The following is a 12,808-nucleotide window of genomic DNA, read 5'->3' on the forward strand; positions in this document are numbered from 1 at the left end:
CGTTCGCGGCGCGCGCCCGGTGAGAACCGGTTACCGTGCGGCCATGAGCCGTGCGATGCGCCCTGACTTGTCCGGTGTCGACCCCCTCGTGGTCAACCTCACCCACCGCGTGTGCCTGGGCGATCTGCCCACGCGCGCCGCCCGTTCCTTCGGCGATCGCGTCGCGCTCGTCGACGGCGGCGCGACGGTCACCTATCGCGAGCTGGAGAGCCGCTCGAACGCCCTCGCACGGGGCCTGCAGGCGCGCGGCTACCAGCGCGGCGACGCGATCGCCCTGCAACTGCAGAACCGCTGGGAGTTCGTGGTCTCCCTGTTCGCGTGCGCGAAGCTCGGCGTCGTCGCGATGCCGCTCAACCTCCTGCTCGGCCCCGGCGACGTCGCCTACCAGCTCGGCGACAGCGGCGTCCGCGCCGTCATCACCGAGGACGTCTTCGCGCCCGCGCTCACCGCGGCCCTCGACGCCGCCGACCACCGGGTCGAGGCCGTCTACATCGTGGCCAACGGTGGCGGCGCGCTCCCCGCCGAGGTGGGCGGCGTCCCGTCGACCGCCTTCACCGATCTGCCCGACGCGGACGACTCCGTCGTGGAATCCATCGTCGAGGACCGCGACATCCTGCACTGCCTGTACACCTCGGGGACCACGGCACGGCCCAAGGGCGTCGTCACCAGCCATGTCGCGGTGCACATCTCGGCGCTCTCGTCCGCGGTCGCGCTGGGCGTGCGGCCCGACGTGCAGCCCGCGGTCCAGCCCATCGCGCTCCCGCTGTTCCACGTGACCGCCCTCGACGCGCTCCTCATGCCGATGCTCGTCACCGGCGGCACCGCAGTCCTCCTGCGCGGCTTCGATCCGGCCGCGCTCGCGGGTGCCTTCGTCGACCACCGGGTCACCCACCTGACGCTGCTGCCCATGATGTGGGCGGCCCTGCTCACCCGCCCCGAGCTCACCGACGAGAACACCGCGTCGCTGCGCACGGGTCTCTACGCGATGGCGCCCATGCCGGCCGAACTGCTCACCGCGCTGCGGGCCCGATTCCCCGGCGCCGCGATCATCCTCGGTTCCGGGCAGACCGAGACCACGCCGGCCTCGGAGGTGCAGTGGACCGGCCACCAGGGGGTCAAGGACGACTCCTGGGGCCCGGCCACCGTCTCCACCGACGTCGCGATCATGGGCGACGACGGTGCGCTGCTCCCTCCGGGCGAGGTCGGCGAGATCGTCTACCGCGCACCGCAGCTCATGGAGGGCTACTGGAACAACGCCGCGGCGAACACGGAGGCGTTCGCGCACGGCTGGTTCCACGGCGGGGATATCGGCTACCTCGACGACGAGGGCGTCGTCTACTTCACCGACCGCGCCAAGGACATCATCAAATCGGGCGGCGAGAACGTCTCCTCGGTGGAGGTCGAGCGCGTCCTGCTCGGCCACGACGCCGTCGCCGAGGTCGCCGTCGTCGGCACCCCGCACGAGCACTGGGGCGAGGCCGTCACCGCCTTCGTCGTGACGTCACCGTCGGGCGACGCCGATGGTGTCGCCCTCCTCGAGTACGCACGGCAGAACCTGGCGGGGTTCAAGGCGCCCAAGGAGATCGTCTTCGTCGACGCGCTCCCCAAGACCGCCACCGGCAAGATCCAGAAGAACCTGGTCCGCACGCTGCGCGAGACCCGGACCTAGCCCGTCTAGGCCGCCGACGACAGGGCGGGCAGCAGTCCGCGCGCGTCGGTGAGGATCTGCTCGTAGTCCCGGACGTCGAACTCGTACGGCAGCTCCAGACGGAACTCGGTGACCGGCCCGGATTCCGGGGAGAACGCCGGGTCGGCGGCGAGCCGTTCGGCGATCTCCGCGATCGGCCCCACGAGATCCTCGGCGAACAGGGTGCGTTTCTCGCCGTGCGCCGTCAGCGTGCGGTCGTGGCGCGACCGCACGTACTCGCGGTACCGCGCGACGGTGGCGCGGTCGGCGCTGTCCGTCGGCACGATCACCCGGCCGACGGCGACCCGTTTGCCGGCCCCGCCCGCGGCGCGGTAGGCGTCGACGAGCGTGGCCTGGACCGTACCGAAGTCATCGGAGTCGATGCCCGCTGCCGAGACGATGTTGCCGGTCAGCAGGTGCAGGCCGGCCTCGCCGGTCCACCGCGACGAGCCGAGCGACGTTCCGCCGTACCAGGAGCGGTCCGCCAGGCCGGGGGTGTGCGGCTGCAGCCGGGGCCGCTGTACGTTGCCGGGGGACTCGATCCGCGCGTCCTCGCCGCCGAGGAACGCGCCGCGCAGGTGCTCGACGGTGCGTGCGACCCGCGCGTGGCCGAGTTCGTACGCGCGCCAGTCACCGTCGAAGACCACGTCCGCGAGCAGGTCGGCGTGCGGCATCCCGGTGGAGAACCCCGGCTGCAGCCTGCCGCGGGAGAGCGCGTCCGCGAGCGATAGGTCCTCGGCCAAGCGGAACGGGTTCTCGTAGCCGATCGGGATGACCGCGGTGCCCAGCTCGATCGTGGACGTGCGCTGCGACGCCGCCCCGAGGAAGACCGCCGCGGAGGAGATACCGTGCTCCAGGTGGCGCTGCCGCACCCAGGCGCCGCGGTACCCCAGGCCCTCGCCGAACGCGATGAGGCGCAGCGTGTCCTCGAGCCCGGCAGCCGGATCCGCGTCGAGGTAGTTGCCCGGCGTGAGGAAGGCGAGCGACTCGATCGTCACCGGTCAGAACCCCGCGGTCGGGTTGATCTCGGACTTCGGCAGTGCCGAGGTCGGGACCTTCCACTTCTCGAACAGCTTCTGGTACTCGCCCCGTGCGATGAGGGTGTTGATCGCCTGCGAGATCGCGGGCGCGATCGGAGACCCCTTCGCCGTCACGAAACCGACCACGGTGGTGGAGTACTCGCCGAGGAACTTCGTACCGGGCACCTTGTCCACCAGGTACCGCAGGGAGAGCGTCGGGCCGAAGTACGCGTCCACCTTGTTGTTCTGCAGGCTGAGGATGATGGCGCCCTGGTCGTCCAGGTACTGGACGGTGTACGCGGGCTTGCCCTTCGACGTGCACTGGTCGACGCCCTTCTCCAGGATCTGCTGGAAGGTGGTGCCCGAGCCCGTGACGATCTTCTTGCCGCACAGGTCCTCCAGCGTCTTCACGCTCGTGAGGCCGGAGTTCGACGAGCCGACGAAGGACTGGCCGTCGTTGAGGTACGTCGCGAAGTCGACGACCTCGAGGCGCGGCTTGGTGACGCCGAAGTTGCCCTGGCCCACCTGGTACCGGCCGTTCTGCACCCCCGGGATGATCGTGGAGAAGGTCCCGATCTCCTGCTTCCAGGACACGCCGAGGGCCTTCGCCACCGCGTTTCGGAGATCCACGTCGAGGCCCACCGGGTTGCCGTCGGGGACCTCGCCGCCGTGCGGCAGGTTGTTGATGCCGGGCTGGCGAGTGAGCCCCAGAGTCAGCTCCTTCGTGCCGGCCGGCAGGAGGGCCTGCGCGGCGGGGTCGACGGCGACGGACGACACCACGTCCTGCGTCGGGATCGGGTAGCCGGAGCTCTCGGCCGCCGGATCGGACGAGCCGCCGCACGCCGCGAGGACGGTGGCGGCGGCGATCAGGGGCAGGGCGAGCAGAGCGCGGCTGCGCATGGGGTCTCCTTGGACTCGGGTCTAGCGATGGACTAGCGGTGGTTCAGCGCACGGCCGCGAGGAATTCGCGGGTGCGGGAGTGCTCGGCGTCGGCGAAGATCGCCTCGGGCCGGCCGGTCTCGACGATGCGGCCGTCGTCCATGAAGATCACGGTGTCGGCGACGTCGCGGGCGAAACCGATCTCGTGCGTCACCACGACGAGGGTCATACCCGACTCGGCGAGGTCGCGGATCACGGCCAGCACCTCGCCGACCAGCTCCGGGTCCAGTGCCGAGGTGGGCTCGTCGAAGAGCACCACGTCGGGTCGCATGGCCAGCGTGCGGGCGATCGCGACCCGCTGCTGCTGGCCGCCTGAGAGCTGCGACGGGTACGCCTTCTCGCGGCCCGCGAGGCCGACGCGCGCGAGGAGCTCGCGCCCGCGCTCGGCCGCCTCGCCGGGGGAGACGCCGGTCGCGAGCTGACCCTCCGTGAGGTTCTCCAGGACGGTGAAGTGTGGGAAAAGGTTGAACTGCTGGAAGACCATCCCGATGCGGCGGCGCTGGCGCGCCACGTCGCGGGGGTGCAGCTCGCGCAGCACGGTCGCGTCGCCGCGGTGGCCGCCCTCGCGGTAGCCGATCAGGTCGTCGTTCACCCGGACGTAGCCGGCGTCGGGGCGTTCCAGGTGGTTGATGCAGCGGAGCAGCGTCGACTTCCCGGACCCGGAGGGCCCGAGAACGATGGCGACCTCGCCCTGCGCGACGTCCAGGTCGACGCCGCGCAGCACCTCGGTGCCGCCGAAGGACTTCCGGAGCCCGCGCACCTCGATCGCGCTCATCCGCGGTCTCCCGCGGTGCGGACGCTGCGGGGGAGCCGGGGGCGCAGGCGGGCCGCGTCGGCGAGGACCTCGCGGAAGGGGCGGGCGTCCCGTCGGCCCCGGTTGAACCGGCGCTCGATGAAGTACTGGCCCACGGCCAGGACGGAGGTGATCACGATGTACCAGATGGTCGCCACCAGCAGCAGCGGCATCACCTTGAAGTTCTGGTTGTAGACCAACTGCACCGAGTACAGCAGGTCGGTCACGGCGATGACGCTGACCAGCGACGTGGACTTGAGCAGCCCGATCAGCAAATTGCCGGACGCGGGGATGATGGCCGGCATCGCCTGGGGCAGCACGATGCGGCGGAAGATGCGGCGCGGGCTCAGGCCCAGCGACCGGGCGGCCTCCGTCTGGCCCGGATCCACCGAGACCAGCCCGCCGCGCACGATCTCCGCGGCGAACGCGGCCACGTCGATGGTCAGCGCGATGAACGCCGCGACCAGCCCGCTGATGAGGTGCGTGGTGTTGACCGTGACGAACTCGGGGCCGAAGGGGATGCCCAGCGACAGTTGCGGGTACAGCGACGCGAGCTGGAACCAGAAGAGCAGCAGGACCAGAGGTGGCACCGACCGCACCAGCCAGACGAAGACGAAGGACACCGTCTGGAGGACGGGACCGCCCCACAGCCGCATCGCCGCGAGGCCGATGCCGAGGACGAAACCGGCGGCGAAGGTGACCGCCGTGAGCCACAGCGTGAGCCAGAGCCCCTTGAGAATCGCGGTCTGCGTGAAGTAGTGGGCGACGGTGGGCCACTCGAAGCGCTCATTGGTGACCAGGGTGTGCAGGAGCATCGCGCCGAGGATTGCCACGACCGCGGCGGCCAGCCAGCGCCCGGGGCGGCGGCGCGGCACCAGGCGCACCGGTGCCGTCGAGGTATCCGCTGGCGGGCCCTGCGTGGCCCGCGACGGGGAGAGGATCGTTGTCGCCATGATGTCCGACCGTAAGTCGTTGGCGCGCAGAGAAGAAGGTTTTCAATCGCCCTGACCGGATGCGGCGATCCCGGAATCGAAGGCGTACCGCACGGCGTGCGCACGGTCCCGGAGCTGCGCCTTCGCGAACAGATTGTTGATGTGCGTCTTCACCGTCGACTCGCTGACGAACAGCCGCGCGGCGATGTCGCGGTTGGTCAGGCCGTCGGCGATGAGTCGCAGCACCTCGGTCTCGCGGGGCGTCAGGTCGGCGGGCGGCACGTCCGGCGGGGCCGACGGTGCCGGCCCGGCTCCGGTGCCCCCGGTCGCCGACGCGAGAAGGCGCCGCTGCACCTGCGGGTCGAGCACCGACTGTCCCGCGGCGGCAGCCATGATCGCTGCGGCGATCTCCGTCCGCCCCGCGTTCTTGGTGAGATAGCCACGGGCACCCGCCTGGAGGCCGCGGAGGATCGACTCCTCGTCGTCGAACGTGGTGAGCAGCACGACGGCGGTGTCCGGTGCGTCGGCGAGGACGCGCTCCGTGGCGCCGGCACCGTCGAGGTTCGGCATCCGCAGGTCGGTGAGCAGCACGTCGGGGCGGTGCTCCCGCACCAGGGCGACCGCCTCGACCCCGTCGGCGGCGGCCCCGACCACCGCGATCCCGGGCATCAGGTCGAGCATCGCGGCGAGCGCCTCGCGTACCGCGGCCTGATCGTCTGCGACCACCACTCGGATGTCGTTCACTCACAGCTCCTTGATCGGATCGGACGGGCGGGGCAGGACCAGGCGGACCGCCCAGCCGCCGTCGCCGGTCGGCCCGGCGTACAGCGTGCCGCCGACCTCGGCCGCGCGCTCGCGCATGCCGATGAGGCCCATGCCGGAGCCGGGAACGCCGCTCGCCGTACCCGGTCCGTTCCCGACGGTGAGCTCGGCACCGTCGGGCACGGGGAAGAGGCGGACCGTGACGGGCGCGCCCGCGGCGTACCGTCGGGCGTTCGTGACGGCCTCCTGCGCGACCCGCAGGACCGCCCGGGCCTGCGCGTCCGTCAGCTCGACCGGCCCGGTCTCCACCGTCTCGTCGGGCCCGTCCGCGAGAGCGGCGAGCGTCGTCGGCAGGTCGACGGTGTCCTCCCGCAGCGCATGGACGGCGCCTCGGGCCTCGGTGACCCCGTCCGCGATCGCGCCGCGGGCGCGCTGGACGGCGGCGCGGGCGTCGTCGGGGCGGTTCGCCTCCAGGAGGGCATCGGCGAGCTCGAGCTGCATCCCCGCGCCGGAAAGGGTGTGGGCGAGGACGTCGTGCAGGTCGCGGGCGATGCGGGCGCGTTCGGCGAGCGCGCTGCTCCGCGACTCGGACTCCGCGGTCAACTTCGTCTGTTCCACGAGCTGTTCGAGCGCCCGAGTGCGCTCGCGGCGGCTGCGACCCGCGATGCCGGCCCACACCGTCGCGGTGACCGAGACGCCGATCCAGATCGCGTTGAAATCGATGGGGCCGGAGAGCGCCGCGGTCGCGGTGACGCTGGCCCCGGCGAGCACCGCGAGCGGGACCGAGATACGTGCCGGGAACACGGCTCCCAGGTGCACCGTCGAGACGTAGAGCAGGACACCGAGCGCGCCGTTCGGCTGGAGCGCGAACAGGATGCCGGCGGCGACCACCGTCGCCGCCTCGGTCGCGACCCGCGCGGGAAGCGGGACCCGGTCCTCTGGAAGGCACCGGACGACGACGCCGGCCGCGGCGATCGCGAACAGGACGGCGGTCCACGGGCTGTCGCGGTGGAAGTCGAGGGTCGCGCCGGCGACCACGACGCCGGCCACCGCGATGACGAGCGTGATCCTCGTCCGCAAGCCGTCCACCACCTCGTCATGATGGCACGCGATCGTGCGCCGTGCTTCCGACCCGCCCGTCGTTAGGCGGACCAGGCGATTCGCGATGGCTAACATCGGGTGCATGCGCGTGATCCTGACCCTGGCGGCCCTCGCGGCCGTCTCCGCGGGTGCGTGGTTCGCCTTCCTCGGGTGGGATCAGGAGTACTACGAGGTCGACGGTGTCGCGCAGGGCCCGTACCGGCCGTGGCAGGTGATCGCGTGCGGCGCCGTGATCGTCCTCGCCTGCACCGCGGCGTTCTGCTATCTGCGGCGCGTCTGGCTGCTGGCGGTGATCCCCGTGGTCGCGGTCGTCGCCTTCGCGGTGCCGTGGGCGGCGTGGGCATCGCAGGACGACACCGGACTGTGGGTGGTGGGCCTGCTGTTGCTGCTGGTGGGCGGGACAATGGGGCTGACCGCCTGGCTGGCGGTGGGGTACGGCGTCGTCGAGGCGATCCGCGCGTTCCGGCGCCGGCGCACCGTGACCAGGGCCCGGTCGGGTCCAGGGCCAGGACGGTGACGGTGCGACCCGGCCTGCGCGCGGCGCTCGTTCTCGCCGGACTCGCCGCGACCGTGACGGTGCTCGCGATCGGCCTGGTGGCCCTGCCCGACGGGGCCCTGTCGATCGCGTGCACGATCGCGATCCTCTCGGCGGCGGCCGGCGCGCAGGTCCTGCTCGGCCGGGCGTGGGGCGTCGCCGCCCTCCCCGTGGTGACCGCGGCCGCGATGCTCGTGCCGATGATGATCGACGCGGCGGGCGAGCCCGCGGCGCACATGTGGCCGGTGGCCGTGATCGGAGTGATCGTCTTCCTGATCCCGGCCCTGATCTGCTTCCTCGCGGCGGTCCACTGGCTTGCCGGGGTGGCGCGCCGGGAGCGCGCGCGACGGGCGGGGTGAGCCGCGTTCCGGTCGAGTGGGAAAATGACCCCCATGTCTACGTCATCGATGTCCAGTGCCGCCGCCGACCTGACGGTGCACTCGATTATTGATGCCCGTGCGCGGCTCGCCGGGGTGGTGTCGGTGAGCCCGCTGCAGCACTGCGACCGGCTCTCGGCACTGACCGGGGCGAAGGTCTACCTCAAGCGCGAGGACCTGCAGGTGGTGCGCTCGTACAAGATCCGCGGCGCCTACAACCTGATGGCGCAGCTCACCGACGCGGAGAAGGCGGCCGGGGTCGTCGCCGCCTCGGCCGGCAACCACGCGCAGGGCGTCGCCTTCGCGTGCCGCGCCATGGAGGTGCACGGCCGGATCTACGTGCCGACCACCACGCCGAAGCAGAAGCGGGACCGCATCCGCGCGCACGGCGGCCGGTACGTCGAGCTGATCGCGACCGGCGAGACCTACGACGCCGCGGCCGCCGCGGCCCAGGAGGACGTCGCGTCCACGGGCGCCACCTGGGTGCACGCCTTCGACGACTCCCGCACCACGTCGGGGCAGGGCACCATCGGCGTCGAGCTCGTCGAGCAGCTCGGCGGGGTCGTGCCGGACGTGACCGTCATGCCCGTCGGGGGTGCCGGCTGCTTCGCGGGTGTCACGCGGTACCTGCGCTCGCAGTCCCCGTCCGCCACGATCGTCGGCGCCGAGCCCGCAGGCGCACCGTCGCTGGCGCGGGCGCTCGAGGCCGGCGGGCCCATCGATCTCCCGACCATCGACCCGTTCGTCGACGGCGCCGCCGTCAAGAGGATCGGCTCCATCGGCTACGACGTCGCCGTCGCCGAGGGCGCCGCGGTGTGGCCCGCGCACGAGGTCCGCGACGTGGCGGCCGGCGAGCTCGGCATCATCGGGGTCGACGAGGGCGCCATCTGCACCGCGATGTTGGACCTGTACCAGAACGAGGGCGTCATCGCGGAGCCGGCGGGCGCGCTGTCGGTGGCCGCGCTCGCGCAGCTGCGGTTCGAGCCCGGTGCCACTGTCGTGTGCCTGCTCTCGGGCGGCAACAACGACGTCTCGCGCTACAACGAGGTGATCGAGCGCTCGCTGGTGCACCAGGGCCTCAAGCACTACTTCCTCGTCGCCTTCCCGCAGGAGCCCGGCGCGCTGCGCCGCTTCCTCGACGAGGTGCTGGGACCCGACGACGACGTCACCCTGTTCGAGTACGTCAAGCGCAACAACCGCGACACCGGCGAGGCGCTCGTCGGCATCGAGCTCGGTACCGCGGGCGACCTCGGGGCGCTGCTGGAGCGGATGGATTCGTCGCGCCTGCACTGTGAGCGTCTGGAGCCGGGCTCGCCGGCGTACCGCTACCTGACGTGATCGCTCGCGCCTGCTCGGTGGAGCAGAATGGCACCGAGGAGGCGCGGTATGGCGAAACTGGAGCATGCGTTCACCGGTGATTTCGACAGGGCGTTGGAGGTGCTCGACGCGCACATCATCGGGGGCAGCGTCTCGGCCACCTTCGAGGACGGCAGCACCATCACGGCGGGTGGGGTTCGCGTCGCGGTGCGGGTGTACGAGCGGTACAGCTACACCGGATCCAACCGGGTGAGCCTGAATCTCACGCTCGTCGGGGATGGCGAGAACCTGTACCTGTCCGGGATCACGTCCGGCGGGAGCCAGGCGATGTTCTTCAAGATCAACCGCGTCGGCGAGGACGCCTTCCTGGGCAAGCTCTGGGATGCGCTCGCCCAGCTCTGAGGAGCCGCCGGTCGGGATCGTCAGGCGACCGGAACCGACGGCTGCTGCGCCCGGTGCGCGGCGACGCGCTGCTGCAGGAAGTAGTTCTGCGCGTAGAGGGTGATGCCGATGAAGAGCATCGTCGTGACGCCGGCGAAGCCGCGGCCGGTGTGGTCGCCCATCGCCATCGGCACCAGGACGTCGACGCCCACGTGCAGGCCGATCGCGACGACCCACAGGCCGATGGTGGCGGCGGTGCCCTGGCGCAGGTAGCGGCCGTCGGGGCCTGGGAAGACCTTCGTGGTCAGCGCCCGCGGGTAGGCGAGGGCGACGGCGATGACGAGGCCCAGGACCGCGGCGACGACGTGGCCCGCGCCGACTTCGCCTCCGCCCGAAACATATTGCACGGTCTGGTACAGGCCGACGGCGGCGAGGACGAGGGCGATGCGGGCGGTCTTGTCCTTGAGCGGACGGGCCTGCAACTGGCGGTAGAAGATCCAGCCGATGGCGAGGACGGCGATGACGGCGGTGGTCGCTGTGTTCATGCCGGTGACTCTGCCGCGATCCGGGCCGCGGCGGATCGACCGACGGGTGGAGATCCGGGTGGAGACGTAGCCTCGACCCATGCAGATCAGCGAGACCCTGACGCCCGCCGTCGTCGACTTCCTCTCCGCCGGAACGCGGACCGGCAACCTCGCCTACCTCGCCGGCGACGGGCGCCCGCTCACGACGCCGGTCTGGTTCGTCATCGACGACGGTGCTCTCGTCTTCGCGACGGGGCGGGACACCCCGAAGGGACGCCTGCTGGCGAAGGACCCGCGGGTGGCGCTTTCCGTCGACCTGCAGGAGCCGCCCTACGCGTTCGCACAGGTGCAGGGCATCGCGGAACTCGTCGACGACCCCGACTACCTACTGAAGGTCTGTACCGCGTGCGGTGTCCGGTACATGGGTGCCGAGCGGGGCGAGGAGTTCGGTCGGCGCAACGCCGTCCCCGAGGAGATCGTCGTGCGGGTGCGCCCGACGCGCGTCCTGTTCAACGGCGACGTCACCGCCTGACGCCGGCCCCTCCGCGCGCGGAATCTGTCGGACCCTTCCGGTACATCTCTATCCCAGGGGAGTCCCGGCGAATGACGCCGGGCGGAGGAGGACGGCATCATGCCCACCTGGGTCTCGGCGATCATCATCGTCGTATCGCTATTGCTGATCGCGTGGAATCTGTCGCGCGCGAAGGACGCTCGCTGGCGGAGGGACTACCGGTCCGTCCTCCGTGCGCTGCGCTGGTGGATGCTGCCGGGCGCGCTCCTCACCCTCGCCGTGGTGATCGGCGTGACCCAGGCGCTGTGGCAGATCCCCGCGTTGCGGACCGGGTGGTGGAACCTGGCGGGCGGGGTGGGCAACGTCTACCTGGGGCAGACGTCCAACGAGGGGATCGGGTGGCGGCTGACCGCTCTCGCGGTGCCGCTGCTGCTCGCGCTCATTCTGCCGATCGCGGCCTTCGCCGAGGAGTCGATCTTCCGCTCCGGGTTGGAGGACCAGTCCTGGGGCGTGCGCATCGGACGGCAGGTGGTGTTCGGTTTCCTCCACTGCCTCCTGGCCGGCGTTCCTCTCGCCGCGGGCTTCGCGATCAGCGTCGCGGGCGGCTACTACGCCGCGGTGTACCTGGCCGCATACCGCGCGGAGGCCAGGGCGAACCCCGACCGCGTGCTCGTCGGGCCGGGCCCCGGTGAGCGGTGGGAGGACTGGGTGCGGCAGGCGGACCAGGCGGTCGAGAGGGGTGCCGACGCGCAGCGCGGTGCGGTCGTGACCGCCGCGGCGGCGCATCTGACGTTCAACGCCATCATCCTGACGGTGGTCATCGTCGCCGCCGCGATCGCGGTCTGATCAGCCGAGCTCGTCGACCGCGCCCTTGATCAGCTCGAGGCTGTGCTTGCGCTCCGCGAGGCCGGGGATCATGCCGGAGATCATCAGCTCCTGCGGCTGGGTGCGGGTGAGCAGCTCGTGCAGCTCGTCGCGGACCGTCTCCTGGGACCCGACGATCCATGCCGACGTGGTCGGGGCGATCGCGTGCTCCTGCTCGGGCGTGAGCGGCTGCGCAGCGGCCTGTTCGTAGGTCATCATCCGGCCCGGGTTACCGGTGCGCACCCGGTACATCGACGCCTTCGCGGGGCCGGCGATGCGCTGCGCCTCCGCGTCGGTGTCCGCCGCCACGACGGTGACCGTCAGCATCGCGTTGGGGGAGTCGAGGTCCCCGGGGCGGAAGGTCTCCCGGTACTCGGCGAGCGCGGGCAGCGTGGCCTGCGGCGCGAAGTGGCGGGCGAAGGCGAACGGCAGGCCCAGCAGGCCCGCGAGCTTCGCGCTGAACGTCGACGAGCCGAGCAGCCACATCTGCGGGTTCGAGCCGACGCCCGGCGTCGCGGTGATCGCCACGTACGGGTGGTCGGCGGGGAAGTCGTCGTTCAGGAACGCCCGCAGGTGCGCCAGGGCCTGGGGGAAGTCGTCGACGGACTCGCTCACTTTGCCACCGCGGAGCGCGTGCGCGGTCAGCTGGTCGGTGCCCGGCGCGCGACCGATGCCGAGGTCGATGCGATCGGGGAACAGCGCGTCGAGAGTGCCGAACTGCTCGGCCACGACGAGCGGCTGGTGGTTCGGCAGCATGACACCGCCCGAGCCCACGCGGATCGTCTCGGTGGCCGCCGCGATCTGACCGATGAGCACCGCGGGCGCGGAGCTCGCGATGCCCGGCATGGAGTGGTGCTCCGCGACCCAGACCCGCTCGTAGCCAAGGCGTTCGGCCTCCTGTGCGGTCGCGATGGTGTCGCGGAGGGCGTCGCCGAAGGACGCACCGTCGACGACGGGGGCGAGCTCGAGCAGGGACAGGCGGGGGCGGGGGAACGGTGCTTCGGTCACAGAAGAGACAACCGGGGGCGGCCCGGAAATCATCCCGGACCGCCCCCGACGGCGTCGT

General features: G+C 71.6%; 15 protein-coding genes. 7 read left to right on the forward strand and 8 right to left on the reverse strand.

The features are described from left to right. Positions 1-43: 43 nt before the first annotated feature. Positions 44-1,669 carry a class I adenylate-forming enzyme family protein gene (locus BLW32_RS11890; RefSeq protein ID WP_068742050.1) on the forward strand — a complete coding sequence of 542 codons (1,626 nt, stop codon included), beginning with the start codon at positions 44-46 and terminating at the stop codon, positions 1,667-1,669. Between the two features lie 5 nt (positions 1,670-1,674). On the opposite strand, the gene BLW32_RS11895 is transcribed toward BLW32_RS11890, so the two are convergent. Genes BLW32_RS11895 through BLW32_RS11920 form a run of 6 tightly spaced genes read right to left on the reverse strand, consistent with a single transcriptional unit; the run spans position 1,675 to position 7,224 of the window. Beyond that, on the reverse strand, positions 1,675-2,685 hold the full coding sequence (locus BLW32_RS11895) for an LLM class flavin-dependent oxidoreductase (RefSeq protein ID WP_068742049.1): 1,011 nt from the start codon (positions 2,683-2,685) through the stop codon (positions 1,675-1,677). 3 nt (positions 2,686-2,688) lie between these two features. Beyond that, complete coding sequence (locus BLW32_RS11900; RefSeq protein WP_068742048.1) at positions 2,689-3,606, reverse strand: ABC transporter substrate-binding protein; 918 nt, start codon at positions 3,604-3,606, stop codon at positions 2,689-2,691. Positions 3,607-3,649: 43 nt separating this feature from the next. Beyond that, the gene (locus BLW32_RS11905) at positions 3,650-4,420 is read right to left on the reverse strand and encodes an amino acid ABC transporter ATP-binding protein (RefSeq protein WP_068525302.1); all 771 of its coding nucleotides are present in this window, start codon (positions 4,418-4,420) and stop codon (positions 3,650-3,652) included. After that, entirely contained in the window at positions 4,417-5,391 is a 975-nt protein-coding gene (locus BLW32_RS11910; protein ID WP_068742047.1) for an amino acid ABC transporter permease, read from the reverse strand. The genes BLW32_RS11905 and BLW32_RS11910 overlap by 4 nt, the downstream gene beginning before the upstream one ends. Before the next feature lie 42 nt (positions 5,392-5,433). Then, complete coding sequence (locus tag BLW32_RS11915) at positions 5,434-6,114, reverse strand: response regulator transcription factor (RefSeq protein WP_068525306.1); 681 nt, start codon at positions 6,112-6,114, stop codon at positions 5,434-5,436. After that, positions 6,115-7,224 carry a sensor histidine kinase gene (locus BLW32_RS11920; protein ID WP_068742046.1) on the reverse strand — a complete coding sequence of 370 codons (1,110 nt, stop codon included), beginning with the start codon at positions 7,222-7,224 and terminating at the stop codon, positions 6,115-6,117. 91 nt (positions 7,225-7,315) lie between these two features. On the opposite strand from BLW32_RS11920, the gene BLW32_RS11925 reads away from it, so the two are divergent. The 4 genes from BLW32_RS11925 to BLW32_RS11940 are packed head-to-tail and all read left to right on the forward strand — an operon-like array spanning position 7,316 to position 9,864. Next, positions 7,316-7,750: a hypothetical protein gene (locus tag BLW32_RS11925; RefSeq protein WP_068742045.1), complete on the forward strand. Its 435-nt coding sequence runs from the start codon at positions 7,316-7,318 to the stop codon at positions 7,748-7,750. Then, complete coding sequence (locus BLW32_RS11930) at positions 7,747-8,127, forward strand: hypothetical protein (protein WP_068742044.1); 381 nt, start codon at positions 7,747-7,749, stop codon at positions 8,125-8,127. Before BLW32_RS11925 ends, BLW32_RS11930 begins: the two co-directional genes overlap by 4 nt. Before the next feature lie 33 nt (positions 8,128-8,160). After that, entirely contained in the window at positions 8,161-9,483 is a 1,323-nt protein-coding gene (gene ilvA, locus BLW32_RS11935; protein ID WP_082791442.1) for a threonine ammonia-lyase IlvA, read from the forward strand. A 48-nt stretch (positions 9,484-9,531) separates the two neighbouring features. After that, positions 9,532-9,864, forward strand: a complete 333-nt coding sequence (locus tag BLW32_RS11940; RefSeq protein WP_068742042.1) for a DUF6054 family protein — start codon at positions 9,532-9,534, stop codon at positions 9,862-9,864. 20 nt (positions 9,865-9,884) lie between these two features. On the opposite strand, the gene BLW32_RS11945 is transcribed toward BLW32_RS11940, so the two are convergent. Next, a complete protein-coding gene (locus tag BLW32_RS11945; protein WP_068742041.1) occupies positions 9,885-10,388 on the reverse strand; it encodes a hypothetical protein in 504 nt (167 codons plus the stop codon). A gap of 79 nt (positions 10,389-10,467) precedes the next feature. Between BLW32_RS11945 and BLW32_RS11950 the strand changes: the two genes are divergently transcribed. Both BLW32_RS11950 and BLW32_RS11955 read left to right on the forward strand, forming a co-directional pair. After that, positions 10,468-10,899, forward strand: coding sequence for a PPOX class F420-dependent oxidoreductase (locus BLW32_RS11950; protein WP_068742040.1), 432 nt, complete (start codon positions 10,468-10,470; stop codon positions 10,897-10,899). A 99-nt stretch (positions 10,900-10,998) separates the two neighbouring features. Next, positions 10,999-11,724, forward strand: a complete 726-nt coding sequence (locus tag BLW32_RS11955) for a hypothetical protein (protein WP_068525332.1) — start codon at positions 10,999-11,001, stop codon at positions 11,722-11,724. On the opposite strand, the gene BLW32_RS11960 is transcribed toward BLW32_RS11955, so the two are convergent. Then, on the reverse strand, positions 11,725-12,750 hold the full coding sequence (locus tag BLW32_RS11960; protein ID WP_225535495.1) for an LLM class flavin-dependent oxidoreductase: 1,026 nt from the start codon (positions 12,748-12,750) through the stop codon (positions 11,725-11,727). It abuts the gene before it with no gap. Positions 12,751-12,808: the final 58 nt, after the last annotated feature.

The sequence above is a fragment of the Tsukamurella tyrosinosolvens genome (assembly GCF_900104775.1).
In the GTDB taxonomy this organism is placed as follows: domain Bacteria; phylum Actinomycetota; class Actinomycetes; order Mycobacteriales; family Mycobacteriaceae; genus Tsukamurella; species Tsukamurella tyrosinosolvens.